The 26,640-nt window shown below is 60.1% G+C and carries 24 protein-coding genes; 2 read left to right on the forward strand and 22 right to left on the reverse strand.

The features are described 5' to 3' along the window. Nucleotides 1-154: 154 nt before the first annotated feature. Nucleotides 155-760 (forward strand): hypothetical protein, encoded by a 606-nt coding sequence (locus HMPREF3055_RS05720; RefSeq protein ID WP_070738457.1) that lies wholly within the window; start codon nucleotides 155-157, stop codon nucleotides 758-760. Nucleotides 761-1,104: 344 nt separating this feature from the next. Next, complete coding sequence (locus HMPREF3055_RS05725; protein WP_141758474.1) at nucleotides 1,105-1,686, forward strand: hypothetical protein; 582 nt, start codon at nucleotides 1,105-1,107, stop codon at nucleotides 1,684-1,686. 276 nt (nucleotides 1,687-1,962) lie between these two features. Here HMPREF3055_RS05725 and HMPREF3055_RS05730 read toward each other — a convergent pair whose 3' ends face one another. The 22 genes from HMPREF3055_RS05730 to HMPREF3055_RS05835 form a co-directional block, all read right to left on the reverse strand. Then, nucleotides 1,963-2,298, reverse strand: coding sequence for a hypothetical protein (locus HMPREF3055_RS05730; RefSeq protein WP_070593333.1), 336 nt, complete (start codon nucleotides 2,296-2,298; stop codon nucleotides 1,963-1,965). 299 nt (nucleotides 2,299-2,597) lie between these two features. Beyond that, complete coding sequence (gene rpsT, locus HMPREF3055_RS05735) at nucleotides 2,598-2,861, reverse strand: 30S ribosomal protein S20 (protein ID WP_049360830.1); 264 nt, start codon at nucleotides 2,859-2,861, stop codon at nucleotides 2,598-2,600. A 261-nt stretch (nucleotides 2,862-3,122) separates the two neighbouring features. Next, entirely contained in the window at nucleotides 3,123-3,764 is a 642-nt protein-coding gene (locus tag HMPREF3055_RS05740) for a type II toxin-antitoxin system PemK/MazF family toxin (protein ID WP_070738461.1), read from the reverse strand. 15 nt (nucleotides 3,765-3,779) lie between these two features. Continuing rightward, a complete protein-coding gene (holA, locus tag HMPREF3055_RS05745; protein WP_070738463.1) occupies nucleotides 3,780-4,814 on the reverse strand; it encodes a DNA polymerase III subunit delta in 1,035 nt (344 codons plus the stop codon). Nucleotides 4,815-4,968: 154 nt separating this feature from the next. After that, nucleotides 4,969-6,927 carry a ComEC/Rec2 family competence protein gene (locus tag HMPREF3055_RS05750; protein WP_246826903.1) on the reverse strand — a complete coding sequence of 653 codons (1,959 nt, stop codon included), beginning with the start codon at nucleotides 6,925-6,927 and terminating at the stop codon, nucleotides 4,969-4,971. A 170-nt stretch (nucleotides 6,928-7,097) separates the two neighbouring features. Continuing rightward, the gene (locus tag HMPREF3055_RS05755) at nucleotides 7,098-8,306 is read right to left on the reverse strand and encodes a ComEA family DNA-binding protein (protein ID WP_070738465.1); all 1,209 of its coding nucleotides are present in this window, start codon (nucleotides 8,304-8,306) and stop codon (nucleotides 7,098-7,100) included. 233 nt (nucleotides 8,307-8,539) lie between these two features. After that, nucleotides 8,540-9,505 carry a DNA-binding protein WhiA gene (whiA, locus tag HMPREF3055_RS05760; RefSeq protein WP_005505961.1) on the reverse strand — a complete coding sequence of 322 codons (966 nt, stop codon included), beginning with the start codon at nucleotides 9,503-9,505 and terminating at the stop codon, nucleotides 8,540-8,542. A gap of 108 nt (nucleotides 9,506-9,613) precedes the next feature. After that, nucleotides 9,614-10,666 (reverse strand): gluconeogenesis factor YvcK family protein, encoded by a 1,053-nt coding sequence (gene yvcK, locus HMPREF3055_RS05765; protein ID WP_049345462.1) that lies wholly within the window; start codon nucleotides 10,664-10,666, stop codon nucleotides 9,614-9,616. Between the two features lie 109 nt (nucleotides 10,667-10,775). Beyond that, on the reverse strand, nucleotides 10,776-11,690 hold the full coding sequence (gene rapZ, locus HMPREF3055_RS05770) for an RNase adapter RapZ (RefSeq protein ID WP_049337430.1): 915 nt from the start codon (nucleotides 11,688-11,690) through the stop codon (nucleotides 10,776-10,778). 337 nt (nucleotides 11,691-12,027) lie between these two features. Beyond that, nucleotides 12,028-13,434: a bifunctional phosphopantothenoylcysteine decarboxylase/phosphopantothenate synthase gene (locus tag HMPREF3055_RS05775; protein WP_070738468.1), complete on the reverse strand. Its 1,407-nt coding sequence runs from the start codon at nucleotides 13,432-13,434 to the stop codon at nucleotides 12,028-12,030. A 30-nt stretch (nucleotides 13,435-13,464) separates the two neighbouring features. Then, nucleotides 13,465-13,923 (reverse strand): DNA-directed RNA polymerase subunit omega, encoded by a 459-nt coding sequence (gene rpoZ / locus HMPREF3055_RS05780; RefSeq protein ID WP_044150418.1) that lies wholly within the window; start codon nucleotides 13,921-13,923, stop codon nucleotides 13,465-13,467. Nucleotides 13,924-14,210: 287 nt separating this feature from the next. Then, nucleotides 14,211-14,768 (reverse strand): guanylate kinase, encoded by a 558-nt coding sequence (gmk, locus tag HMPREF3055_RS05785; RefSeq protein WP_060824757.1) that lies wholly within the window; start codon nucleotides 14,766-14,768, stop codon nucleotides 14,211-14,213. A 41-nt stretch (nucleotides 14,769-14,809) separates the two neighbouring features. Continuing rightward, on the reverse strand, nucleotides 14,810-15,190 hold the full coding sequence (gene mihF, locus HMPREF3055_RS05790; protein ID WP_005505949.1) for an integration host factor, actinobacterial type: 381 nt from the start codon (nucleotides 15,188-15,190) through the stop codon (nucleotides 14,810-14,812). 409 nt (nucleotides 15,191-15,599) lie between these two features. Next, a complete protein-coding gene (gene pyrF, locus HMPREF3055_RS05795) occupies nucleotides 15,600-16,496 on the reverse strand; it encodes an orotidine-5'-phosphate decarboxylase (RefSeq protein ID WP_070666533.1) in 897 nt (298 codons plus the stop codon). Next, complete coding sequence (carB, locus tag HMPREF3055_RS05800) at nucleotides 16,496-19,816, reverse strand: carbamoyl-phosphate synthase large subunit (protein WP_070666530.1); 3,321 nt, start codon at nucleotides 19,814-19,816, stop codon at nucleotides 16,496-16,498. The genes pyrF and carB overlap by 1 nt, the downstream gene beginning before the upstream one ends. Continuing rightward, entirely contained in the window at nucleotides 19,817-21,004 is a 1,188-nt protein-coding gene (gene carA / locus HMPREF3055_RS05805) for a glutamine-hydrolyzing carbamoyl-phosphate synthase small subunit (protein ID WP_049327218.1), read from the reverse strand. 152 nt (nucleotides 21,005-21,156) lie between these two features. Then, complete coding sequence (locus tag HMPREF3055_RS05810) at nucleotides 21,157-21,696, reverse strand: PH-like domain-containing protein (RefSeq protein ID WP_070604312.1); 540 nt, start codon at nucleotides 21,694-21,696, stop codon at nucleotides 21,157-21,159. A 144-nt stretch (nucleotides 21,697-21,840) separates the two neighbouring features. Further along, nucleotides 21,841-23,142 carry a dihydroorotase gene (locus HMPREF3055_RS05815; RefSeq protein ID WP_070506251.1) on the reverse strand — a complete coding sequence of 434 codons (1,302 nt, stop codon included), beginning with the start codon at nucleotides 23,140-23,142 and terminating at the stop codon, nucleotides 21,841-21,843. A 30-nt stretch (nucleotides 23,143-23,172) separates the two neighbouring features. Next, nucleotides 23,173-24,174 carry an aspartate carbamoyltransferase catalytic subunit gene (locus HMPREF3055_RS05820; RefSeq protein ID WP_070738469.1) on the reverse strand — a complete coding sequence of 334 codons (1,002 nt, stop codon included), beginning with the start codon at nucleotides 24,172-24,174 and terminating at the stop codon, nucleotides 23,173-23,175. Next, nucleotides 24,171-24,839 carry a bifunctional pyr operon transcriptional regulator/uracil phosphoribosyltransferase PyrR gene (pyrR, locus tag HMPREF3055_RS05825; protein WP_049345471.1) on the reverse strand — a complete coding sequence of 223 codons (669 nt, stop codon included), beginning with the start codon at nucleotides 24,837-24,839 and terminating at the stop codon, nucleotides 24,171-24,173. The genes HMPREF3055_RS05820 and pyrR overlap by 4 nt, the downstream gene beginning before the upstream one ends. Before the next feature lie 239 nt (nucleotides 24,840-25,078). Further along, the gene (locus HMPREF3055_RS05830; protein WP_239664819.1) at nucleotides 25,079-25,774 is read right to left on the reverse strand and encodes a methyl coenzyme M reductase subunit gamma; all 696 of its coding nucleotides are present in this window, start codon (nucleotides 25,772-25,774) and stop codon (nucleotides 25,079-25,081) included. A gap of 142 nt (nucleotides 25,775-25,916) precedes the next feature. Then, nucleotides 25,917-26,640, reverse strand: a 724-nt coding sequence (locus tag HMPREF3055_RS05835) for a methyl coenzyme M reductase subunit gamma (protein WP_210399379.1), incomplete at its 5' end; no start/stop codon positions are given.

Consider the following 26,640-nt stretch of genomic DNA (forward strand, 5'->3'; position numbering starts at 1 on the left):
GCAAGCGGTTTCGTCACCGGGCGGGCGCCTGCATAGGATTGGGCATAAAAATTCAGTAACGAGTCATCAGAGACGAACACATCACTCACCAGCAGTTGCGTTTAGCCTTTCATCTGTTGCCCTGTGTCCCGCCCCAGGTGGGGTGTGACTGGTTATGATGACTGGTATGGATTCACAATTTATAGCAAATCTTATTTCTGGCATATCAGCACTTGCTACCGTCGTTGCGGCCATTTATACAAGGCGGCAGGCTATTGGTTCTAAGGAAGCGAAGGCAAAAGCAGAGGAATCACACAAGGCAGCTCTAGATATGCGTGATGCGGCTCAGCGTTCTGCAAAGGCTGCAGAAGAACAGGCTAACCAGGCTGAGCTTGCGCGTGAAGCTGCCGAGGAACGAGTCCGACAGGCTGAGAAGTCACTCGAGCAGATGCAGCAGCTTGTCACTGAACAGCAGAGCCAATCCCAGTCACAGGCTGATATTGCATCCAATCTGTGGCGACCTAAATTCCAGCTGACACATGTCCGAGGATTACGATATAAGCTACAAAATATTACTAAGCAGTCTTTGAATGTGATTAAGGTTGTGAATCAGGATGAATTTTTCCGGTGCGATGATATTCACCAGCAGTTCAACCCAGGTGAATCACTCGACGTCCTTCTAGGTGGTGTGATGGGGAAGCCCTTACCATCAAATTTAATTCTTCAGATTGAGGGACATAACGAACCTATCTACATTCAGATTCCAGGTGAATCTGACTAAATCACTATTCGTGCTGGTATATGCCCTACTGACGGAGAGACCCGCTGACTCCTAATAGATGGCCTCGTACCGATACAGGTACGGGGCCATCTATTTGCCTTATTCTGAGGCAGAGGCGCCTAGAAAAATTACCGCGACAGGGTACATTCATCATATTTGCATCACAAATTACGAGAATTATTTTGCCCATATTCGGATTTCTGCGACATGATTTGGGACTGGTAGGGTACTTATCGGGCGTTCCATGTACGCAATCAATATGACCAGCTACCTGCTACGTAATTATGCCCAACCCAAGGTCATCATCATGATTGGACTAACCCTGTAAGTGTGATAAATGTAAAATGATTGGCATGAATAATATTCCTGCCTGGGTATCTGCGGGTGCAGCGACCCTTTCTCTCATTTTCACAGTGGTGTCATGGTACTTGTCCAACAAATCGAAGAAAGCTAAGGAAAAAGCTGAGGCTGCGCACCAAGCTACTCTAGATATGTGTACGGCGGTTCAGCGTTCTGCACAGGCTGCAGAGGAACGAGTCGAACAGGTTGAGAAGTCACTCGAGCAGATGAAACAGATTGTCACTGAACAGCAGAGTCAATCCCAGTCGCAGTCTAAGATCGCAGCCAGCCTACTGGTCCCTGAGTTTGAACTGACTCATGTAGGAGGGGATGCAACCTTTAGTCTACGTAATGTCACTATGGGTCCTATTAAGGTTCTTGATGTGGTGAACTCATACCAGTTTGAGGAACTAGATCGCGAAGAGATTGTTAAGGAGTTTCAATCCCGCGAGATGGTCAAAATTAACCTAAATTATTGTAGTGGGGACGATAACCTGCGCCTCCGAATCGAGGGGCGGGATAATATCCTCTGCGTCCCAATTGAACGTAATCCCAACCTCCTACAAAATAGGTCGAGTGCATCATAAATCTATTTTTAACCAGTTTAAGGTTAAAACTGGTAAGGGTCTTTCTGAATGAGTCTCTAATTTTAGTTGTGCCTAATGACAACTAGGTTATAGTTCAGAGAGCGTCATCAGGTACATAGATTGATTGCGATTTACTCACAACTTTATAACGGGTAAACACCCACAATAAATAAACCATTCGGGCAAAAAGAGACCCCCTGCATTCCCCTTAGAGGAGGGGAAACACAGGGGGTCTCTGCCCTTAAACCAGAGAGGCACTCACGCACCCCGCAAGTTCTAGAAAGGCAGAAGCGCCAAATCGTATGGAGTGCCAGCATAAACATCCGGCAACTCACCATTAGCTACCTTCTCACGATACAACCTGGTTACTTCGCTATATTTGAAGGGGAATTCCTTAGCTTCGTTCCTACGCTTAATCTCTGCTAAACCCCACTCATATTCGGCACCGGGGCGTGCCACCGGAGCGTTGAAAAAACGCCCTTTCAACTCAGCACGCATCCACCCCTCTGGAGTATTTGCATCAGATATGGGCTTCGTAAAATCGAACGGAGCACGCCAATACTCAGGGTCTTCACGATAATCGTAAGCTTCTTCTGCGATCTCGCTACTCATGGGGAACCTCCTGATAATATGCAAAAAATGTGTGCCCACACCGGCGCTATGTGCAACGCCGTTTAGGGCGCTACATGCAGGCGCGGGCGGTGTGCGGTGCCGCTGATAGTTCCCACTATACGGGCTCTTCCGCGACCCGCAAGCGGTTTCGTCACCGGGCGGGCGCCTCCCCGAATCTGGGCAGGGAATCCGTGCCAAGAATTAGGCATAAAGAAACCCCCTGCGTTCCCCTTAGAGGAGGGGGAACACAGGGGGTCTCTGCCCTTAAACCAGAGAGGTACTCACGTACCCCGCAAGTTTTAGAAAGCCTTGTTTACCAGCGTAGCAAGACCGGACTTCTTGTTTGCAGCGGTCTTCTTGTGCAGAACACCCTTGGAAACAGCCTTGTCCAGCTTACGGTTCACAAAACGCAGAGCCTCAACAGCAGCTTCCTTGTTCTGTGCCTCAACAGCAGCCTTGACCTTGCGGGTCGCGGTCTTCAGCTCGGACTTCACAATGTTGTTGCGCAGGCGAGCCTTCTCGTTGGTGAGGATACGCTTCTTCTGAGACTTAATGTTAGCCACAATTAAACTTTCTGTTTTGTCTTATTGGTCGGTGAGGGCGACGCTGGCCGATCATCGACTGAGCGGCGTGGGGATGCCTATGGCAACCGGCCAGCAGTGCCCGATGACCATCGGACACTCAACCACACATAATACCAGATGAACAGCCTCCACGACAGACCCCCGCGGAGAGAAAAATACTGTGAAAACCACTACACGCAGCCTCCACATACGGCGCAGATAATCCGCACCGGCCGCCGGTGAAACTACCGGCACAGGGCGTTAGCCGTTATGGCGAGTCCACGCACGCTCAATCAGGCGGAACGTATCCTCCGGCATAATCGCACCCTCACGGCGCATCGAATCCGGGCGAACACGAATCACACGGTTCAGCTTCACCTCAGAAGCGCGGCCCTGCGGATCCCACGGACCCGAACCAATATCAAGGTAGTTCGGGTCAGCGTGCTCACGGTTATTGTGATCCTTGCTGGTCATCATCAGTGCCAGCAGGTACTCACCGTCACGACCCACCAGAAGCACCGGGCGGTCCTTACCCTGCGAGTGGTCCTCCTCGAAGGGAACCCACGTCCACACGATTTCACCCGGGTCAGCGTCGCCATCCATGGAGGGCGAGTACTCAAAGTCAATCATGTCGCGGTAATCGCCCGGGTAATCCGAACCCGCAGAAGCGGAGGCGGTGCTTGCCGAACGAGTCGACGCGGAAGGCTTCGGGGCGCTCGGCTTAGGCGCCGAAGAGCCGGAGGTACGAGCCTCACCCTGACGAGAATCATCCTTGCGGGATTCACTCTTCTGGGAGGACTCGGAGCCGCCCTTAGACGCAGTAGCGTCGTTGAGGGCATCCTCTGCCGCCTTCTGCAGGAAGGGCAGCAGGGCAAAGAAAATTTTCTTCAGAATTTCGAGCATGGGCTCTATTATGCACTACAGGCGCGGCGGTAGAGCAATCGCCAAAACAGCCTGCTCCACCGCATACACGGCGTCCTGCGACTCGCCCTTCAGCTGGGCGTCAGCATCAGCCAGAAGCTGCACAATATGCGCCAACTGTGCGCCGGTAAAACGACGGCCGTCACGCTGAGCCTGCTCCACCTGCCACGGCGCCATACCCACCTCACGCGCCAGCTCGTTAGCGCTCATGCGCACGTGGTGCACGCGCGCAATATTGCGGATGCGCATGGCGAGCGCGCCGAGCATCGGGATCGGCTCTGTGCCGGTGGCAAGGGAGTGGCGGAGCAGGCGCAGTGCCTCCGGGGCGTTACCGGAAATCGCGGCGTCACTCACGCGGAATGCAGTGACTTCGGTACGGCCGCCGTAGTAGCGGTTCACCGCCTCTTCGGTGATGTCGCCGGGCACGTCAGAGAGCAGCTGCTGGCATGCGGCGGCAAGCTCCGCAGTGTCGGATGCGGCGGCCGTCAGCAACGCCAGGGCGCCGCCGGTAATCGGGCGCTGAGCTGCTGCGAACTCCCCCGCCAAGAACTCGCTCTTCTCACGGTCGGTCTTGAGCGCCTTGCAGTTAATGAGCACGAACTGGGAGCGCACCATGTCGATGAGCTTCTTGCCGCGGTTACCGCCCGAGTGGTTCAGAATGAGCATGATGTCCGGCTCGGGGGCGTTCAGGTAAGCGAGCGTATCGGTCAAAAACTCGTCACTCATGGAGGCTACGTTCTCAACCTCAATGATCTTCGCCGAACCAAACAGAGAGGGCGAAGCGTGCAGAATCAGCTCCCCCGCCGTGTAGGTGGCGGCGTTAATCTGAACGCGGTCCACCTCCGGGTGGATGCTGCGGAACAGCTCACGCAGGCGTGCCGCAGCGCGGGAGGCGAAGTACTCCTCCGGGCCGTAGAGCATGACGGCGGGTGCCGGGGTGACGGTACGCCACGCGGTGTCGAGGGCGGGGCCGCCTCGGCGGGCGTAGCCTCGGGAACCGCCACGCTGGGTTGAACGCTTACGCTCGGACACGCATATCACTCGCCTTTATCTGCAGGGTACGGGCTGAACTCGGCCCCGCTGCGCACGGGGTGCTGCGCGGGTAGAGTCTCGAGTATCCATCATAGCGTTTTCTTCTCAGATGCCTCCTAGCGGTGGTTAGGGGTAGTCGGTCAGGGTTAGTCGGTTAAGACCGGGCGGGCTGATTGGGGCGCTGATAGGAGGGCGCGGTTTGCGGTACCACCCGCAAATACTGCCGGTGCGTGACCGCACGGTAGCGGCGCGCATCCACCCACCAGAGGGCAACGCTCAACGCCAGCACGCAGAGGGCGCTACACACCACCGCCGGCACGTTCGAACCGGGCTCCCACGGGTTACCCGGCGCGTGCGCGGCAGTGTGTGCCGCCCACTCGATGCCCTGCGCGGCAAGACCACCGGCACGCAGGCACAGATCCGCCGCAGTGGGCAGACCCAGGAGCATGAATCCGAGCGCCGCCAGCCCGGCGAGCATACTCAGCGGCGCCAAAGGAGCCGCAACCAGGTTCGCCGGAACCGAATAGAGCGGTACCTTACCGCTCATCGCCAAAATCAGCGGAGTGCACCACAGGGACGCCACAATCGGTGCGGCGAGCATTTCCGCGCAGAACACCGGCATGACGCGCATGAGCAGACGAATCAGCGGCGGGCCCAGCAGAATCAGCGCGGAGGTTGCCGTCACCGACAGGGCGAACCCCATATCCACGGCGAGGTGCGGGGCGGCAAGCAGACACATCAGCACCGTGGTTTGAAGAGCCGCAAGCGACTGGCGACCCGAACCGCGCAGCATCGCGTAAGCACCGAGCAGACCCATGGCGAGGGAACGAATCACGGAACCCTCAGAGTCCAGCAGCATGGCGTAGGCGAGCACCGCCGCAACCCCGCACAGCACCATGACGCGGTGCGGAATGGCGAGGGTGCTCAGCCGGTGCACGAGCGGCGGCAGGGTGTGGGCGTTTGGCGGGGTAGGTTGTTGAAACTGGGCAAGTTGATGGGGGTGGGCGGGGCGGCGAGAACGACCCGTGCCTCTCCCCCGCAACCGCTGCATCCAGGAACGAAGCAGCAGGTATGCGCTGGCGAGGCGGTACGGGCGAATCGCCAACACCAGCCGGTACGCGCCCAAAAACACAATGGCAATATTCGCCCCGGACACCGCCGTAATATGGCTGAGCCCGCTGAGCTTATAGTCCTCACGAGCGGTCGAACTCATCAGCGAATCATCCCCGTAGGCGGTGCCCAAAACCAGTGCCGCCGACTCCGTGCCGAGGGTGTCCAGGGCGCGGGTGCGCAGATGCTCCTTGAGCGTGGACAGGTACGGCTCCTCCGCGGCGCGAGTAATAGTGTTCGACCCGGCGCCGTAGGCGGGTGCGGGCATCGGGAAAATAGTTGCGCCGCTCAGCTTTGCCGTGGAGCCGTTGAACTCCACCGTGCCGAGAGCGGTCACCTTCATCCCCGGATAAATCGCCCGCGAGCGCGCGGCGCCGCTCCCCTGATGCTTAGCCGCAGAAACGCTACCAGCCGAGCTCGCCTCCGAACGTACCTCCGGACGCTGTGCAGCGCTCTTTGCCGAACCGTCACGCCGGTACACGCGCACCCGCTCATTCACGAGCGCACGCACGCTCCGCCCCTGAATTTCCTCCAGCTTAATGACCACCAGAGTAGTGCGCGGATCCACGCGGCGTACCTGCTCCACCGTGCCATTCAAACGAAGCGAGGCACCCTGCGCCTGCTGCAGGGTGGCGCGGGATGCATCCACCCCCGTAGCGCACAGAAGCACCGCCTGAACCGTCACGATACACGCCAGGAAAACCAGCTGACCGGTCGTGCGAAAGAGCAGGCTATAGGGCATCACCGCACGCGGCGGAAAGAACAGCAGAATCGCCAGGCACCCCAGTAGGGCAATGAGCACGCACGCCAGCGGATGCATCACCCGCCACGTGCCCACGGTCAGCGCTGCCGCGGTAAACACCCACAGCATCAGCACCGTGAACGTCAAGCGAAGGTCCAGGTGAATGAGGCTTCCCTGGGCGCGCAGCTCCTGCTCGTCGCGGCGGGTACGCCACCGTTCAGCACCGATGCTCCAACGGTAGCGGGCACGGTCATACGCCATAGCCAGCGACCGGGTGAGGCGCGAGGAGCCGGGAAAGAGCTCCCCTGTCTGCCACGCGCGCTTTTGCGGTGCGCTGGGTTTTTGCAGTGCAGCAGGCTTTCGCGCAGATGCCTGCTTGCCTCGCGAAGGGCGCCCCTGCGGCGTAGGCTCCCGGCGGTTCCATGCAAGCATTAGACCGTCACCAGCGGACGCAGGTTCTCCAGCATCGACGGGCCGATACCGGGCACCGCATCCAGCTCATCCACGCTGCGGAAACCGCCGTGCGCCTCACGCCAAGCAATAATGCGCTGAGCCATCGCCGGGCCAATACGCGGCAGGCTCTGCAACTCCTCAGCGGTGGCGGTGTTAATGTTCACCGGAGTTGAGCCCTTCTGTGCGCTCCCCGAAGCGGTCAGCGTGCGCGCAGGCTGAGGCTGCGTGCCACCCTGCGAAGCGCCGTTCTGCGCTGCACCATTCGCCGCGTTAGCCTGACCCGCATTCGCCGTGCCACCGTTGGGCTGAATCTGCGCCGGAGCAGCCGTCTCACCGCGATGCGGCACATAAATCTGCACCCCGTCACTCAGCGCACCGGCAAGGTTCACACGGTCCAGGTCAGCATCCGCTGCGGCACCGGAGGCGGCGGCAATCGCATCCACGGCGCGGCCCTGCGCGGGCAGGGTGTACACGCCGGGGTTGTTTACGGCACCCGCCACGTGCACCCGCACGGTAGCCTCACCGGAGGCGCCACCCTGCGCGGATTCACTCGGGTTAGCACTCGGCTGGGCGGTCGACTGGGTGCCGGGGCTCTGCTGGGCACCCACCGCCTGCACCGACTCAGCGGAAGCACTCGGGGAGGCAAACTGCTCGGCACGCGGCGCCGCCGAAAACTGGGTCACACCCCACACCACGGCAACCAGCGCCAACACCGCCACGAGAAGCAGCACGCGCGGCGACAAGCCCCAACGGGTACTGCGGGTGGTGCCGGGCTGATCGGCCTGCTCCCATTCCGCCCAGTCGTCCACTTCGTTCCAGTCGGGCTGCTGGTCCCAGTCAGCCCAGCCGTTCGACTCCGGGCGGGATGCCTCGGGCTGGCTAGTGCCGGACTGGCTGGTAGGTGCGGGCTGGTTAGTCTTGGGCTGAGAGGTTTCACCCTGCGACGCCTCGGTATCTGTCTCCACCGGCGTTACCTCAGTTGAGATTGCCAGCGGCACTGTGTCCTCAGCATCCGGCGCACCGTTCTTGCGGGCGCGCGGGCTACGGTAGAGGCTGTTCATCAGGGAGCGGGCGCTACGCTGCGCGCCGCCCTGCTGGGGTGCGTTGTCTTGCGCTGCGCCGTTGTTCGGCACAGCGCTCGGGCTCTGCAGGTGGTTCTGCTCGTGGTTGGGGGTCATGCTCGTCATACCCCTACCCTAGGCTCACGCGCGCGAACGCACGAGCGCGAACAAAGAACCTGTGGATAACTCCCCTCGTACAGCGAGAAAGAAGCCATCCACAGGCTCATTTTTGAAAAATATGCGGTTTTTATTCAAAAACGGCGGGTTCGGGTTTGTCATAAAACCGTCACAAACACCTCAGCCACACACCTAGCCACACGCGCAGTCAGCCCCGCGCAAGACCAGAATTTAGTCCTCGCCTAGTCCTCGCGCGGCAGCTCAGTACCCGGAACGCCCAGCTCCGAAGCACGCTTATCAGCCATCACCAGCAGACGGCGAATACGGCCCGCAATCGCGTCCTTCGTCATCGGCGGATCAGCCAGACGACCCAGCTCATCCAACGACGCGTGCTTATGCAGCACACGCAGCTCACCGGCATAGCGCAGATGATCCGGCGCCTCATGACCCAGAATCTGCAGGGCACGCTCCACGCGGGCGCTCGCCGCAACAGCCGCCTGGGCGCTACGGCGCAGGTTCGCATCATCAAAATTCGCAAGGCGGTTCGCGGTCGCACGAACCTCCTTGCGGGTGCGCGCCTCACGCCACGTGGTCAGGGTGCCAGTCGCACCCATACGCTCCAACAGCTGCGAAATCGTCTCGCCGTCACGCACCACCACACGGTCGGTGCCGCGTACCTCGCGTGCCTTCGCAATAATGTCCAGGCGACGAGCCGCACCCACCAGCGCAAGCGCCGCCTCCGGGCCGGGGCAGGTAATCTCCAGGGAGGAGGAACGACCCGGCTCAGTCAACGAACCGTGCGCAAGGAACGCACCGCGCATGACCGCCTCGGCGTCCTGCAGGGAGCCGTTCACCACAGCCGGCGGCAGGCCACGCACCGGGCGGCCACGCAGATCCAGCAGACCGGTCTGGCGAGCCAGCGCCTCACCGCCATGGTCCACGCGCACAATGTAGCGGCCGCCTCGACGCAGGCCACCACCGCTGACGCTGGTCAGCTCAGAGTCGTGGCCGTAAATCTCCGCGATGGTGCGGCGCATGCGGTGGGCGGTTGCCTCGTGGTCGACCTCAGACTCCACCACGATTCGCCCCGAGACAATGTGCAGGCCTCCGGTAAAACGCAGAATCGTAGAGATTTCTGCCTTACGAGCAGAGACTTTCGTTGCCTCGTAGTTGGCGAGTTCGTCCTTGACGAGCGTGGTTAATGCCATGAACAGGTCCTTCTAGGCGTAGTGTTTAAGTCTAAAAATCAGGAAAAAGGGCGCACATAACAGCCAGCTCAAGCAACACACTTGAGCAGCAAACCCAAGCCAGTAAACCTAGGAGCTCAGCTCAAACGCTTCGTTATACGCAGCCGCAAGCTTCAGCGGGTCGTGCACATTCGGCTGGGAGCTCGAACGCAGATGCGCCCACACAACCTTCGCACCCATCGCAGAAGCCTCACGCTCCAGCTCGGAACGGTGATCAGCCTGCATGTCAGCGTCAGCAATCACCGCGTCAAGGTGAAGCTTCGGGGCGTACTGGCGCAACAAATCCAGGTGCGTCGCCGGGGTGAAGCCGACCGTCTCCTTATCGTCGGAGAGGTTCATGACCACGCAGCGGCGCGCCTCCGTGCGGATAATCGCCTCACGCTGAGCATCCAACAGCAGATGCGGCAGAACCGACGTACGCCACGAACCCGGACCCAAAACAATCCAGTCGGATTCTTCAATAGCGGAGAGCGCCTCCGGGCAAGGACGCGCATTTGCGGGAGATAGACCAATATCGTGAACCCGCTCCTCCTTCGAGAGGTTCACCTGGCCGACCACCTTCACGCGCTCAATACCGCCACCATTATGCTCACGCAGCACGGTACCGTAAATGACCATCGGATCCAGCGCCATCGGCAACACGCGGCCGCGCGCATTCAGCAGGGCACCCGCCCAGTCCAGGCCGGCAACCGGGTCATCCAGCAGCTGCCAGAGAGTCGCAATCAGCAGGTTACCGAGAGCATGGTAATCCAGCGGGAACTCACCCTCATACCCCTCAGGCGCGCTAAAACGATGCTGCATCACATCACGCCACGTGCGACCCCAATCGGTGTCATCACACAGCGCAGAAAGCGCCATACGCAAATCTCCGGGAGGGAGAATACCCATCTCCTCACGCAAACGACCCGACGAGCCGCCATCGTCAGCAACCGTCACAACAGCCGTCAAATCAGGCGTGACGTGGCGAAGCGCAGACAGGGAACCGTACAGCCCGTGGCCGCCGCCCATCGCCGTAACCTTCGGCGAACGGTGCGTGGTCTTCAACAAGCGCAAAGCCTGAGTCGGCAGAGCCGGCAGGCGCGGAATACCCTGAGTGTCATAACTGGTCGAATGGGTAGACATAGTAATACCTCACATACCCGGAAGGAATGGTATGCCGGCCCCACGGTGTGCGGGGCCGGACGGCGGCTAATGAAACACGACGCGGTGGTTGGGACGCGCCGGGAAAAACTTACTCGCGGCCCTTGTCACGGTGCTGAACATTCACGTTCAGCTCACCGAAAGCAGAGAGACGACGAGCCAGTTCCTCCGTCACAGCCACGGAACGGTGCTTACCACCGGTGCAGCCAATTGCGATGGTGGCGTAGTACTTGCCCTCACGGCGGTAGCCCTCAAGCACGGGGCGAAGAGCCGCAAGGTAGTTGCTGATGAACTCCTCGGTGCCGGCGTGCTCCAGCACGTAGTCGCGTACCGGGGCGTCCTGACCGGTCAGGGGGCGCAGCTCCGGAACCCAGTGCGGGTTCGGGATGAAACGCATATCAGCCATGTAGTTAGCGTCCGAAGGCGCACCGTACTTGAAGCCGAAGCTCATCACGGTCAGGTTCAGCTTCTTATCCGCACCCTCAGCGAACATTTCACGCACGGTACGAGCCAGCTCGTGAACGTTCATGCCGGTGGTGTCAATGGTGCGGTCAGAAGCGAGGCGCAGACCTTCAAAGAGAGTGCGTTCAGCGCGGATACCGTCGAGGACGCGGCCCTCACCCTGCAGCGGGTGCGGGCGGCGCTGAGCCTCGTAGCGGGCAATAATGGTCTCGTCCTTGGCGTCAAGGAAGAGCATGGAGAAGTCAATATCGGACTTGCGCAGAGTCTCAATCGCCGCGGGAAGATCGGAGAACAGTGCGCGGGCGCGAACGTCAATGCCGAGCGCCACCTTCGGAACTCGTGCACCGTCGCGGGTCACCAGCTCAGCCAGGGAACCGAGCATCTGCGGCGGGATGTTATCGATAACGTACCAGCCCTCATCCTCCAGTACATTTGCGACAGTGCTGCGGCCTGCACCGGAAATACCGGTGATCACCAGAATCTGAGGACGCTCCTCACTCTGGGCGGACTGTACCGTGGCGGGCTTGCTCTGATTCACGGGCATGGTGCTTCTTCCCCTTCAACGCGAAATACTCTCTATGCCATGATACAAGACCTTTATCTGACGGTTCAGGGGTACGGTCAGAAATTTCACCAGTATGACAGAAATATGAGACGCTCCCCCGGCGGAACCTCGGAAGGAACCCCAGAAGAAAGAAACCCGCATCACAAGTGCTTGCGCATAATGCTCCCCCAAGGATTAGTAGATGGAGGCGCTGGCAACCTCCCAGCGGGTACAGCAAAGCCCGCACGATACCTCCCCCAGGAAGTACCGCACGGGCTTTGAAGATATGTAAGCAAGCGCGCACCAGCTGAGTAGCTACGCGGACGCATGAGGATTCTTAGCCAGAAAGCTCAGGCAGGAAAGCCGCCACATGCTCCAACAGACGCACCGACAGCTCCTTCTTCGAACCGGAGAACACCGGCGCCTCATCATTCAGAGTCGACAGCAGCGTAATCGTGTTATCGTCCGTGCCGAAACCACGATTCACGCCCACCGTATTGACCGCCAAGAAGTCCGTGCCCTTACGCTGCAGCTTCTCACGACCCAGCTCCAACGGAGTCTTCTCCGCCGAACCGGTCTCCGCCGCAAAACCAACAATGAGCTTCGGACCGAGGGTGCTCTCCCCCGCCTCACGAGCCTGCTGGCGGCGCACCACGACCTCACGCAGAATATCCGGGTTGCGCACCAGCTGAATCACCGGCGCATCCTCAGAGTCGGCGCTCTTCTTAATCTTGAACTCGGCAAACTCGGCGGGCCTAAAATCAGCCACCGCCGCGGACATAATCAGCACATCCGCCACCGCGCTCGCTTCCAGGGTCGCCTCACGCAACTCCAGGGCACTCACCACACGGGTCACCTGCACACCCTCCGGCGCGGGAACCTCAAGGTTCGCACCAATCAGGTGCACGGTCGCGCCCAGGTCGCGTGCCGCCTCCGCGAGCGCCACGCCCTGCTTGCCGGTCGAACGGTTGCCGAGGAAGCGTACCGGGTCCAGCGCCTCACGGGTGCCGCCGGCGGTAATGACCACGAGGCGACCGGCCAGCGGGCTACCCAGCGAACCAGATGCATCTGCAGAAACGTTAGCGTCCTGACCGAGTAGCGCCGAGGTCAGCGTCGCCTGACGCGCCGCCGCCATACGCTCCTGCTCCGTACCCGTGTACAGGGGCTCAGTCGGCGCGTAACCGGGCGTGTACACCGGGTGCACCTGCCCCTTCGGGAAGCGCGCTATCACATCCAGAGCCACCGCGAAAATATCCTCCGGCTCTGGCATACGACCCGAACCAGAATCCGGGCCCGTCAAACGCCCAATCGCAGGCTCAATCACGTGATAACCCCACGAACGCAGAGTCTGCACATTCGCCTGAGTCGCCGGATGCTCCCACATCTGGGTGTGCATCGCCGGCGCCAAAATCACCGGGGCGTGCGTCGTCAACACCGTAGAGGACAACAGATCATCCGTACGACCAGCCGCCAAACGAGCCAGCAAATCAGCAGTCGCCGGGGCAATCACCACAGCGTCAGCCTGTTCAGCCTGGCGCACGTGGTTCACCTCAGGCACACGGTCAAACACATCCGTTGAGACGGGGTTGCCGCTCAGCGCCTCCAGAGTGGGAACACCCACGAACTTCGTCGCGTTCGGGGTGGGCATGGCGATTACCTCGTCGCCATTCTTCGCAAAAAGACGAAGGAGCATCGCCGCCTTATACGCAGCAATGCCCCCTCCAATACCAACGATAATGCGCATGGTACGTCAAAGAATCCTTGTAGAAGCAGATTACTCAGCGGACTCGTCGAGGATAACCTCTTCGATAGCAATAACCTCTTCGCTACCTGCGGGGATGTACTCCTCCTCGATAGCGCCAGAGAACTCAGCCGCGCTGAAATCAATCACAGCGGACAGATCCTCGGGAATCGGGTAGCCGTCCTCGTCGAACTTAGCGTCCGGGCGGTGCTCCGCCACAACACGGTCAGCAATGATTTCACGCATTGCCACCGACAGGGACTTCTCGTTCGACTCAGCGTCAACCAGCGGGCCAACGTGCGCAGCAGTATTGTCCTGCAGGTTAGCGTAGTACGCGTTAATCTGGCGTGCACGGCGGGCACCGAAAATCACCAGGCCGTACTTGGACTCCGCCTTCTCAATCAGCGCGTCAGCGCTGGGGCTCACGATGCCCTCGGGAGCGACACCGTCAACGAAGTTGTAGTCCTCGTGTTCCTTGATTTCGTTTGCCACTAAAAACTCCAAATAGCTTGATGGAATGTACGTACCGAACACCCCCGCGCACCGTTCGCGCAATGGCGCAAACCGGGCGCACTGAGGGCACGGTCAAAACTAAAGAACTATTCTACCCTCTCAACGGCTAAAACGCACGTACCAGCCCAGACAAAAGGTGTCAGCCCAGCCAAAAAAGGTAGGGGCCCGAAGAAAACTCTTCGAAACCCCCACCCTTCACAACGCCTCACGGCAGAACTACAGGTCGGAAGAAACTCTAGCCCCACCGCGAACGCAAAGCATGCAGATTAGGCGGCGCCAATCAGCTCAGCAATCTCCTTCGCTGCACGCTCAACAGAGTCGTTGACGACCGTGACGTCAAATTCCTTCTCAGCAGCCAACTCAACCTTCGCGGTTTCAAGGCGACGAGCTTGCTCCTGCTCACTCTCGGTACCTCGACCCACCAGACGCGACACCAGCTCATCCCAGCTCGGAGGAGCCAAGAAAACCAGGCGAGCATCAGGCATGGTCTCGCGAATCTGGCGAGCACCCTGCAGGTCAATCTCAAGAATCACCGGGCGGCCAGCATCCAGGGCCTCCTGGACCTTAGCGCGCGGAGTACCGTACTTATTCTTACCGTGCACCACAGCGTACTCAAGCATCTGACCGTCAGCGATCATCTGGTCAAACTCTTCCATCGAAACGAAATAGTAGTGAGTACCGTCAACCTCACCGGGGCGAGGATCACGAGTGGTAGCGGAAACAGAGAACCACACGTTCGGGTAGTTCTCACGAATGTACTGGCACACCGTACCCTTGCCAACAGCAGTGGGGCCAGCCAGTACGGTGAGAGTCGGCTGAGACATAGTTTCCTTACTGCGCCTTCATCGGCTGAAGGCACGATGTGTTAGGACTGAGAAGATTCAGGAGGCAGAGTATTAGTCCTGCGACGTGCACGGTTCAAATACCGCGAATTACGGTTGAAGTACTCCACCATCTTGCGACGCTGGTGTACACCCAGGCCGCCAAGGCGGCGAGTCGGTGCAATATGAAGTTCTTCAATGATGCGTTCAGCTCGAACGGCACCAATGCCCGGAAGTGCGCGCAGCATCTGCCCCACCGGCATTTTAGCCAGTGCAGGGTCGGAATCGACCATATCGAGCACCTGACGCACGGAAAGTTCACGGTCACTCAGTGCACGCTTAATTTCCTGGCGGTGTGCTCGGGCAAGTACTGCCTTCTCGCGGGCGGAGGCGCGCGCATCCTCAGTTAGCGGAGTCAGCGGCATGGTTGGGTCCCCCATTTCTGCGAGTTATAGAATTTTACTTATCAACTAATGTATCACGGATAGCACGAGAAACCTCGTTCCACCCGCGGCACTCACCCTCGCACCAACAATGCGTCTACGCACGTCAGCACGTAAATATTAGGGAGTACCCCTATAGCATAGCGGAGTATTCGCCCTATCAAAAGTGGAGCCACGCACGCACCTCATAGAGCGGGCGCACTCCCCCGCTACAGAGGTGAGCAAACTCGCATCGGCGCGAGCGGGCGGCGGCAAAATTATGCATGCGGATGTACCGAAAAAATGCGATAAAACAGGCACACACAGGGGGTATGCAAAAGGGGCGCGCACCCCGAGCAGACCCTCAACAGAATCCACCCGGAGCACACGCCCCTCTCACACAACACGCGAACTACGCGCCGCGAGCCGCCAACAGGTCATCACGAGCCGCCTGCGCCGCCTGCGCCAAACCCTCAACCGACGGGCCAGCAGCAAGCACGCCACGGCTGGAATTCACCAGCACCTGCGACTCAACACCCGCAAACACGCGGTACAGGTCAGCCGCCGAAGCGCCCTGCGCACCATAACCCGGCGACAGAATCGGGCCGTTGAACACGCCCAGGTCAATACCCAAATCAACCAGCGCCTGACCAACGGTCGCGCCAACCACCAGGCCGCACGGGCCCATCTGCTCCCACTCGCGGGAAGCATTCTCAGCGGTAGCCGCAGCGATAATACGCTTAGCCACAGCGCCCCCAGACTCGCCGGAATGACCCTCAGACTCGCCAGAATGACCAGACTCCGACGCGCCCACGTGCTGAACGCTCTTACCCTCAGGGTTCGAGGTCAGCGCCAACACGAAAGTGCCGCGGTCATTCTCATCAGCCAAATCCAGCGCCGGACGCAGCGACTCAAAACCCAGATACGGGCTCAAAGTCACCGAATCGGTACCCAGCGGCGAAGACGAGCCGAGCCACGCATCCGCGTACGCCTTCATGGTCGAACCGATATCGCCGCGCTTAGCGTCAGCAACAATCAGCACACCATCAGCGGCAGCGCGGGCAAACAGCGCCTCCAGCACAGCAAGACCAGCTGAACCGTGACGCTCAAACAGCGCCACTTGAGGCTTCAACGCCGCCGCAAACGGTGCGCAACCCTCATAGACCGCCTCAGTAAAAGCAGCCAGGCCGGCAGCAGAATCCTCAAGACCCCACTGCTCCAGCAGGTTCGGATGCGGGTCAATACCCACACACAGCGGGCCGCGCTCCGCCATCGCCTTCGCCAGACGATCACCAAAAGCAGCGGACATTACGCCTCGCCACCCTCGGAACGAGCATCCACAGCGGCAGCCAGCTGAACGCCGTGCTCCTGCAGGCTCATGATGTCCCAGCTGTGCTCACGCAGAGCATTAATCGCCTGAACAGCCGCAGCGAACTCAGAAATGGTAGTCATGACCGGGCAGCCCACCGAAACAGCAGCAGCACGAATCTCGTAACCATCGCTACGAGCAGCACCACCGGCAGGGGTGTTCAGAATCAGGTCAATATCACCGTTGCGGACCATGTCCACAATCGAGTGGTCGCCATTCGCCTCAGCGAACTTCGAAGCCACAATCACCGAGTTCAAGCCGTTACGGCGCAGAATCTCAGCGGTACCACCGGTCGAAACGATCTCAAAGCCCAGCGACTCCAGCATCTTCGCGTAAATAATGACGTTACGCTTATCGTGGTTAGCCACCGAAATGAACACCTTACCGGAGGTGGGCAGCGGCGAACCAGCACCAGCCTGAGCCTTCGCGAACGCGGTGTCATAGTGCTTATCCAGACCCATGACCTCACCGGTCGAACGCATCTCCGGGCTCAGCAGCGAATCCACCACAACACCCTCCGGGGTGCGGAAACGAGCGAACGGCAGAACCGCAGCCTTCACAGCAATCGCAGTCTCCTCAGGCAGGGATGCGCCATCCATGTTCGACGGCAGGTAGCCCTCAGCCTTCAGCTCAGCAATGCTCTTACCCAGACCAATCAGCACAGCAGCCTTAGCCATCTGCACGCCGGTAGCCTTCGACACGAACGGAACAGTACGAGACGCACGCGGGTTCGCCTCAATCACGTACAGGTTCTCAGACACGTACGCGAACTGAATGTTAATCAGGCCGCGCACACCGGTGCCGCGAGCAATCTTCTCGGTAGCGTCCTTCACCTTCGCGATGATGTCCGGGCCGAGAGTAATCGGAGGCAGAGTACAGGAAGAGTCACCCGAGTGAATACCGGCTTCCTCAATGTGCTCCATGACGCCGCCCAGGTACAGCTCATCGCCGTCGAACAGGGCGTCAACGTCAATCTCGATAGCGTCCTCAAGGAACTTATCAATCAGAGCGGGCTGCGAAGGCGAAACCTCGGTAGCGTTCTCCAGGTAGCGTGCCAGGTTCGCCTCATCGTAGACGATCTCCATGCCACGGCCACCCAGCACGTACGAAGGACGAACCAGAACCGGGTAACCAATCTCGTCAGCGATGCGCTTAGCACCCTCGAAAGTGAACGCGGTACCGTTCTTGGGCGAAATCAGGCCGCCCTCCTCCAGCACGCGGGAGAACTCGCCGCGGTCCTCAGCCAGGTCAATAGCCTCGGGGGTGGTGCCCAGAATCGGCACGCCCGCATCCTTCAGGGCACGAGCCAGTTTCAGCGGAGTCTGACCGCCCAGCTGCACGAACACGCCCATCAGACCGCCGGTACGACGCTCCGACTCAACAATCTCAAGCACATCCTCAAGGGTCAGCGGCTCAAAGTACAGGCGAGTCGAAATATCGTAGTCAGTCGAAACAGTCTCAGGGTTGCAGTTGACCATGACAGTCTCGTAACCGAGCGAACGCAGCACCAGCGAAGCGTGCACACAGGAGTAGTCGAACTCGATACCCTGACCGATACGGTTCGGGCCCGAACCCAGAATCATAATCGAGGGCTTCTCGTGGTGAGCAACCTCATCCTCCAGGTCGTAGGAGGAGTAGTGGTACGGAGTGAACGCCTCAAACTCGGCTGCACAGGTGTCAACAGTCTTGAAGACCGGGCGGATACCCAGAGCGTGGCGAACACCGCGCACGACATCCTCAGAAGAGCCGATAATCTCAGCAATCTGAGCGTCCGAGAAACCGTGACGCTTAGCCAGCTTCAGGGTCTCCGGGTCAAGGTTGTCACGCTTAGCGTGAACCACGCCGGCAACCTCATTCAGCAGCACCAGCTGATCCAGGAACCACGGGTCAATCTTGGTAGCCTCGTGCAGCTGCTCCACGGTAGCACCGGCCAGCAGAGCCTGCTGAACCTGGTAAATACGCTGAGTGGTCGCAACCTTAGTCTTCTCAACCAGCTCAGCCAGCTCAGCCTCAGACAGGGACAGCGGCTTGAACGAGAAGGACGCACCCTTCTGCTCCAGCGAACGCATCGCCTTCTGCAGAGCCTCAGTGAAGTTACGGCCCAGAGCCATAGCCTCACCAACACTCTTCATGGTGGTGGTCAGGGTCGGGTCAGCAGCCGGGAACTTCTCAAACGCGAAGCGCGGAACCTTCACGACCACGTAGTCGAGGGTCGGCTCGAAGGACGCCGGGGTCTTCTGGGTGATATCGTTCGGAATCTCATCCAGGGTGTAACCCAGGGACAGCTTGGTCGCAATCTTCGCAATCGGGAAGCCGGTAGCCTTCGACGCGAGCGCCGAGGAACGAGACACGCGCGGGTTCATCTCAATGACGATGATGCGGCCGGTCTTCGGGTCAATCGCGAACTGGATGTTACAACCACCGGTGTCCACGCCAACCTCACGAATCACGTTAATCGCGATGTCGCGCAGCTTCTGGAACTCACGGTCGGTCAGGGTCAGTGCGGGTGCCACGGTGATGGAGTCACCGGTGTGCACGCCCACGGGGTCGAAGTTCTCGATGGAGCAGACGACCACGACGTTGTCGTTGGTGTCACGCATCATCTCCAGCTCGTATTCCTTCCAGCCGAGGATGGACTCCTCCAGCAGGACCTCGCTGGTCGGCGAGTACTGAATACCGGCGCCAGCAATACGGTAGAGGTCTTCCTCGTTGTACGCCATACCTGAGCCGAGACCACCCATGGTGAAGGAGGGGCGGACCACCATCGGGTAGCCCAGCTCCTTAGCGGCTTCCAGCGCCTCCGGCATGGAGTGAACAATCACCGAGCGTGCAGACTCGCCGCCGGCGCGATCCACCACGCCCTTGAATGCTTCACGGTCCTCACCGAGGTTAATCGCCTCAATGTTCGCGCCGATCAGCTCAACATTGTACTTGGCGAGCACGCCGCGCTCATCCAGGGAGATAGCCGCGTTCAGCGCGGTCTGACCACCCAGGGTCGGCAGGATTGCGTCCGGCTTTTCCTTCTCGATGATCTTCTCAATCACCTCGGGGGTGATGGGTTCAATGTAGGTGGCGTCCGCGAACTCGGGGTCGGTCATGATGGTTGCCGGGTTCGAGTTCACGAGGATGACGCGCACGCCCTCCTCCTTCAGCACGCGCAGTGCCTGAGTGCCGGAGTAGTCAAATTCCGCTGCCTGACCGATGACGATGGGGCCGGAACCGATGACGAGGACGCTATTAAGGTCAGTACGACGAGGCATTTATGCTTCCTTTGCAGTCTTGGTTGCGACCATCAGGTCGATGAAACGGTCAAAGAGGTAGGCGGAATCGTGCGGGCCCGCGGCAGCCTCGGGGTGGTACTGCACGGAGAACGCGGGGATGTCCTTACAGGTCAGGCCCTCAACCACGTTGTCGTTCAGACCCACGTGGGAGACCATGACCTGACCGAACTCAGCGTTCGGTGCGGTCACGTAGTCGCCAATCGGCGCGTCCACAGCGAAGCCGTGGTTCTGCGCGGTGATTTCAACCTTGCCGGTGGTCTTGTCCATGACCGGCTGGTTGATGCCGCGGTGGCCGAAGGGCAGCTTGTAGGTGCCGAAGCCCAGGGCGCGGCCGAGCAGCTGGTTACCGAAGCAGATGCCGAAGAACGGGGTGCCCTTACGCAGCACGCCCTGCAGCAGCTCAACCTGCTCGTCAGCGGTTGCCGGGTCACCGGGGCCGTTGGAGAAGAACACGCCGTCGGGGTTGTGGGAGTAGATGTCCTCGAGGGTTGCGCTTGCGGGCAGCACGTGCACGCGCACGCCACGCTCAGCGAAACGCTGCGGGGTCATCGACTTAATGCCCAGGTCCAGGGCGACGATGGTTGCGACCGGGGGTGCGAACCAGTTGAACTGGTGCGGCTCAACGGTGTAGGCGGTGTCAACCGAAACGGAGTCAGCGAGCTTACGGCCAGCCATCGGCTCGGAGGCGCGCACCTCCTCCAGCAGTTCAGCTTCGGGGCGTTCTGCGTGCTCACCGGAGAACACGCCCGCACGCATCGAACCGCTCGAACGCAGGCGGCGGGTCAGGGCGCGAGTGTCAATGCCCTGAATACCGACGATGCCCTGCTCGATGAGCTCTTCGTCGAGGGTGCGCTCAGAACGCCAGTTGGATGCCACACGTGCTGCGTCGCGAACCACGTAGCCGGCAACCCAAATCTTGCGGGACTCAGCGTCGGTGGTGTTCACGCCGGTGTTGCCGATATGGGGAGCGGTCTGAACCACAATCTGACCCGCGTAGGAGGGGTCGGTCAGGGTTTCCTGGTAGCCGGTCATACCGGTCGAGAAAACCGCCTCGCCCAGGGACGCGCCGGTTGCGCCGTAGCCGTAGCCGCGGTAGACGGTGCCGTCCTCCAGGACGAGCAGCGCGCGGTCCGTACGCAGGGCGCCGGATCGTGTCATGTCAGTCATGCTCTTCTTCCTTTTCTCTGGTGTTCTCCCCCGCTTCCTGTACGGCCTCTACCGTGCAGGTTCCGGGGTAGTCTATGGTGCCTTCGGCGGGTGTTCGCCTGACCTCAGGCAAAATCTATGGGTGTGGGTGCGCAGGGATATTACACCGGGATTTAGGCTTCCGGTTCTGCCGTCCACTTCTCGGGCGCATCCACCGCGTTCGGGGCGATGCGGCGCAGCTCCTGCAGTACCGCCTGCTTGTCCTCGGCGTAGCGGGTGCGGAAGCCGGTCTGCACGCGGTGACCGTCCAGGGTCCAACCAATCACGACCAGGCCGTTCTTCTCCACAACCTTGCCCGCCATACCGCGGTCGGTGGTGATGACGGCGAGCTTCTTCGCCGGAATCCACAGGTCCTTCGCTCCGTTACGGGTGAAGATGATGCTGTCCGGGTAAATCAGCAGGGTGGACTTGCTCTTGAAGCCGAGCGAATCGAAACCCACGCGGTCCAGCCAGTTACCGAAGATCGTGGTGCTGACGTACTCGCCCTCAAAAGCGGCGTCAGCGGTCATGCCCTCGTAGCGTTCGGGAACTTCCTTGAGGGAGCCGAACATGTTCGCCTGGCGTGCCAGGCGCGAGCGCCATCCGTGCCACATGCCGTAGATGCACAGGGCGACCAGGGCGATGCAGATGATGGCGGTCAGGAACTTTCCCACGAAGGTTCTCTCTTTCGGTTGGGGTCTCGGTCGATGATCTCGGCCTGGGTTGGTGAGGTTGGGGGCGGTGCTCCCGGCGAGGCGGTGGCAGGCGTGAACCTACCACCGCCAGGCACGGTCACCACGTGCGTTCGCCTCGCGGGTTTAGCGGCGCGGGGTTGCCAGCTCGCCGTTCAGCACGGTCGGGTGGCCAGCGTAGAAGGTTGCACGGATCGAGCCGGGCACCTCCATGTCGCGGTAGGGGTTGTTCTTACCCTTGGTAGCCTGCTCCTCCGGCTTAATCACGCGGGTTGCCTTCGGGTCGACCAGCACAATGTTTGCCGGTTCGCCTTCGGCAAGCGGGCGGCCCTGCTCGTGGTCCAGGCGACCAATCTTCGCGGGCTCCTCGGAGAGGATGCGTGCCACATCGCGCCAGGTAATCATGCCGGTGTCAACCAGGGTCATCTGGATGATGGACAGTGCCTGCTCCAGACCGGTCATACCGTTCGCGGCGCACGCCCACTCGCATTCCTTGGTCTCTGCCGGGTGCGGTGCGTGGTCGGTACCAATCACGTCGATGATGCCGTCAGCAACAGCCTGACGCAGCGCCATGACGTCCTCTTCGGTGCGCAGCGGCGGGTTCACCTTGAAAATCGGGTCGTAGGTGCGTGCAGTCTCGTCGGTGAGCAGCAGGTGGTGCGGGGTTGCCTCCGCGGTCACCTTCACGCCGCGGGACTTAGCCCAGCGCACAACCTCAATGGAGCCCTTGGTGGACAGGTGGCAGATGTGCAGCTTAGAGTCCAGGTGCTCAGCCAGCAGCACGTCGCGGGCAATGATTGCCTCTTCAGCGACAGCGGGCCAACCGGTCAGACCCAGATCAGCGGACACCTTACCTTCGTTCATCTGGGCGCCTTCGGTCAGGCGCGGCTCCTGCGCGTGCTGCGCAATAACGCCGTCGAAGGTCTTGACGTATTCGAGGGCGCGGCGCATCACGGCGGGGTCGTACACGCACATGCCGTCGTCAGAGAACACGCGCACGTTCGCGGTGGAGTTCGCCATGCCGCCAATGTCGGAGAGGCGCTCGCCCTTCAGGCCCACGGTTACTGCGCCGATGGGCTGCACGCGGCACCATGCGGATTCCTTGCCGAGGCGGTCAACCTGCTCAACGACTGCGGCGGTGTCTGCCACGGGCATGGAGTTTGCCATGGCGAACACTGCGGTGTAGCCGCCCAGGGCTGCTGCACGGGTGCCGGTCTCAACGGTTTCGGATGCCTCGTAGCCGGGCTGACGCAGGTGGGTGTGGATGTCGACCAGACCGGGCAGTGCCACCTGGCCTGCCGCCTCGACGACCTGTGCGTCTGCGGCGTCGATGTTCTCTGCGATGCGGCTAATCACGCCGTCCTCGATGAGGATGTCGGCGACCTTTTCGCCGTAGAGGCTTGCGCCCTTAATCAGGTACTTGCTCATGGTGTTGGTTCCTCTCGTTAGGAAGGTCGTTTAGGATTCGTCGCCGGCGTAGAGCTTGGCGCTGGAGCCGTCGGTGAGAAGCAGGTAGAGCACCGCCATGCGTAGCGCCACGCCGTTACTGACCTGGCGCAGGACCCAGGAGTTGGTGGCGTCGGCGGCTTCGGCGCAGATTTCCAGGCCGCGGTTCATGGGGCCCGGGTGCAGAATCGCGACCGGTTGCGGCTGTGCCTGCAGGGTTGCGAAGCGTTCGGCGGTCAGGCCCCACAGCTCGGTGTACTCCTCGGCGGAGGGGAAGTACGCGGCGTTCATGCGTTCCTTCTGGATGCGCAGCAGCATGACGGCGTCGGGGTTGGTGGCGATGGCTTCGTCGAAGTCGTGGAAGATTTCTACGCCGGCTTCTTCAACCCAGGAGGCGGTGTTCAGCGGCAGCAGGGTCGGCGGTGCGACGAAGACGACCTGCGCGCCGAGGGTGGTCAGCAGCCAGAGGTTGGAGCGTGCCACGCGCGAGTGCAGGATGTCGCCGACGATGAGCACGCGCATGCCGGACAGGTCGGTGCCGCGGGGGCTGTCGAGGCCGTCGCGTTCTGCCTTGTACTGGCGCAGGGATACGGCGTCGAGCAGTGCCTGGGTGGGGTGTGCGTGGGTGCCGTCGCCCGCGTTGAGTACGGGGATGTCGGTCCAGCCTGCCTCGGCGAGGCGCTGCGGTGCGCCGGATGCCGAGTGGCGGATCACGAACGCATCCGCGGCAATCGCTTTGAGGGTCTGCGCGGTGTCCTTGAGCGACTCGCCCTTAGACAGGGAGGAGCCAGATGCGGAGAAGTTGGTGACGGCGGCGCCCAGGCGCTTCTCTGCGGCTTCGAAGGAGAGGCGGGTTCGGGTGGAGTCCTCGAAGAAGAGGTTGACGACGGTCTTGCCGTTGAGCACGTTGAGGGTGCGGTTTTCGGCTTTGACCTGCGCCATGTAGTCGGCGACGTCAAGGATTTCGATGGCTTCTTCGCGGGTTAGTTCGCGGGTGTCGAGCAGATGCTTCATGAGAGCCCTCCCAGCTGGATAATGTCAACTCGGTCTGTTGCGTTGTCGGTTTCAGTCAGTACGACGCGCACGGTTTCGCTGGCGCTGGTGGGCAGGTTTTTGCCCACGTGGTCGGCGCGGATGGGTAGTTGCCGGTGTCCGCGGTCTACGAGGACTGCCAGGCGTACGAGGGCGGGTCGTCCGTGGGCGTTGAGTGCGTCGAGGGCGGCGCGTACGGTGCGGCCGGAGTAGAGGACGTCGTCAACGAGGACTACGGTTTTGCCTTCAATGCCGATGGTGGGCATGATGCTTTCCCCTGCGGTGTCTGGGGAGGTGGTGCCGCCGGTTCGCTGGTCGTCGCGGTAGGCGGTGATGTCCAGGGCGCCGATTCGTGTTTCTGCGTTGAAGTTCGGCTCGATGGCTTGGATGCGGGCTGCGAGTCGTACGGCGAGGGGCACGCCGCGGGAGCGGATGCCGATGAGTACGAGGTTTTCTACGCCTTTATTGGTTTCAATAATTTCGTAGGCGATGCGGGTGAGGGCGCGGCGGATTTCGTCCTCGCTGAGGATGGTGCGACCGACGGTGGTCGCGTCCTCGGAGGTGCTTTGAGGGGTTGCCGAATGGGGGGCTGCGGTTAGATTTCGCCCCTGATTCGCGCCGGATGTGGGTACAGTTGACCCAGGCATAGCCGTCTCCTTCCCCGCCTCACGGGACGGATTTAAAGGTTTTGTGCTTCTAGTAGGGTACCACAGTTCACAGGCTACGTTCAGGTTCGGCGAGAGACCGCTCACGGTGAGGGGGCTGCGGGGATATCAGAAGCACCTATTGAAGAAGCACGTCTATAGCATGAGGCCAAAAATAGAAGTGGGAAGGTAGTTGAAGCACACTCAGATGTACTTCAAGTACCTTCCCATTTCTGAAAGCGTTAGTGCTGCGAGGGCTTGCAGTCACCCTGAACTTTGCGGCCACTCTGAATCACAAACACACCGTCAGGTCGACGAATCATAATGTTCTCGCGCATTTCCTCTGTTGCGAGAGAATCATCAAGAACAATAGGTTCGCCGGTTGGCCAGCGAAGGCTTCCCCAGTCTTCGCAATACTGCACACGAACAACGGCGTTAGGGGTGCTCTGCCCGTTTTGGTCCGTTGAGGCAGATACTTCGACTACTTCTACATCGCGGATTTCAATCTGCCCACTGAACGGCCCTTCCTGAAGTGTTTCACGTAAGTCCGCAAAACCATCCAGGGTGCTTTTAACGCCCTTCGGTTCCATATACTTAGCGAGATCCTTTTCACTGGTATGTTCCAGGTTCCCCTGCATCCAGGCATTCCGAAGGCGCACGTCCTGTTCCAGCACTTGCTTAGCAGCTTCTCCTGCAGCTTTTCGTGCTTCTTCTGAGTCAACGGTGGTGTCAACGGCGGCACGGATTTCGACAACCTCAGAACCGGTCGGGGTAGGCGAAGGAGTGGGAGTTGCGGAAGCTTCGGCGCTTGCCGATTCAGCGCTCGCGGAAGTGGATGCGCTCGATTCTGCGTTGACCTGCGAGCCGCCAGAACATGCGGACAGGGTGAGCATCATTGCCGCCGAGAGCGCGGCAATAGAACTACGGTTAAACATCATTGTTGGTTCTTTTCTGGTGTGTGGTTGTGCCGCCAAAAGACGGCTATGAAACGGTGACTGCTGGAGGCGCATATCGAGCAACACAGGCGGGGGTAGCCTCCCCGTGTGCCCGATATGCGTCCCATTAGATTAAGGGCGGAGGTTAGACAACCTCGTCTACCTCATAGTCACAACCTTCATGCTCAATATCGGTACTGCCGAGAACATATGCCCCGTCATCACGTCGAACGATAAAAATCCTCCGTGTTTGGCTGGCGTTCAGCCTACGCCCGTCAGACATACGAATATTGCTGGTATCTTCACAGTAGGTGATGGCTATACCAGCGTTAGGCTGCGACGGCTTAGAACCGTCAGAGTGCTCCAAACTGTAGATAGAGGGAAAGCGAACATCACGGAAAACAATATCGCCTTCCACAGGAGCGGATACAGCGAGCTTACGCATAGACTCTACCTGCTTTTTAACGCTTTCAAGAATGCGCTTATCTACATACTGCAATAGTTCCTCATCGCTGGTATGCTCCAGATCTCCATGCACCCATGCGTTCTTAACACGTAGATGCTGGTCCAATACGGCGTACGCTGCGACAAGCGCCGCGTTTTCAGCTTCCTTCGAATCATTATTGGTGTCCACGCTCGGGCGAACCAGTACAATCTCGGAGCCAGACGGGCCGGTCGGGGTAGGTGAAGGAGTGGGGGTTGCGGAAGCTTCGGCGCTTGCGGATTCAGTGCTCGCGGAAGTGGAAGCGCTCGATTCTGCGTTGACCTGCGCGCCGCCGGAACAAGCGGACAGGGTGAGCATCATCGCCGCAGAGAGCGCGGCAATAGAAGTACGGTTGAACATCATTGTTGGTTCTTTTCTGGTGTGT

This window comes from Rothia sp. HMSC061C12 (assembly GCF_001815755.1).
Classification (GTDB): Bacteria; Actinomycetota; Actinomycetes; order Actinomycetales; family Micrococcaceae; genus Rothia; species Rothia mucilaginosa.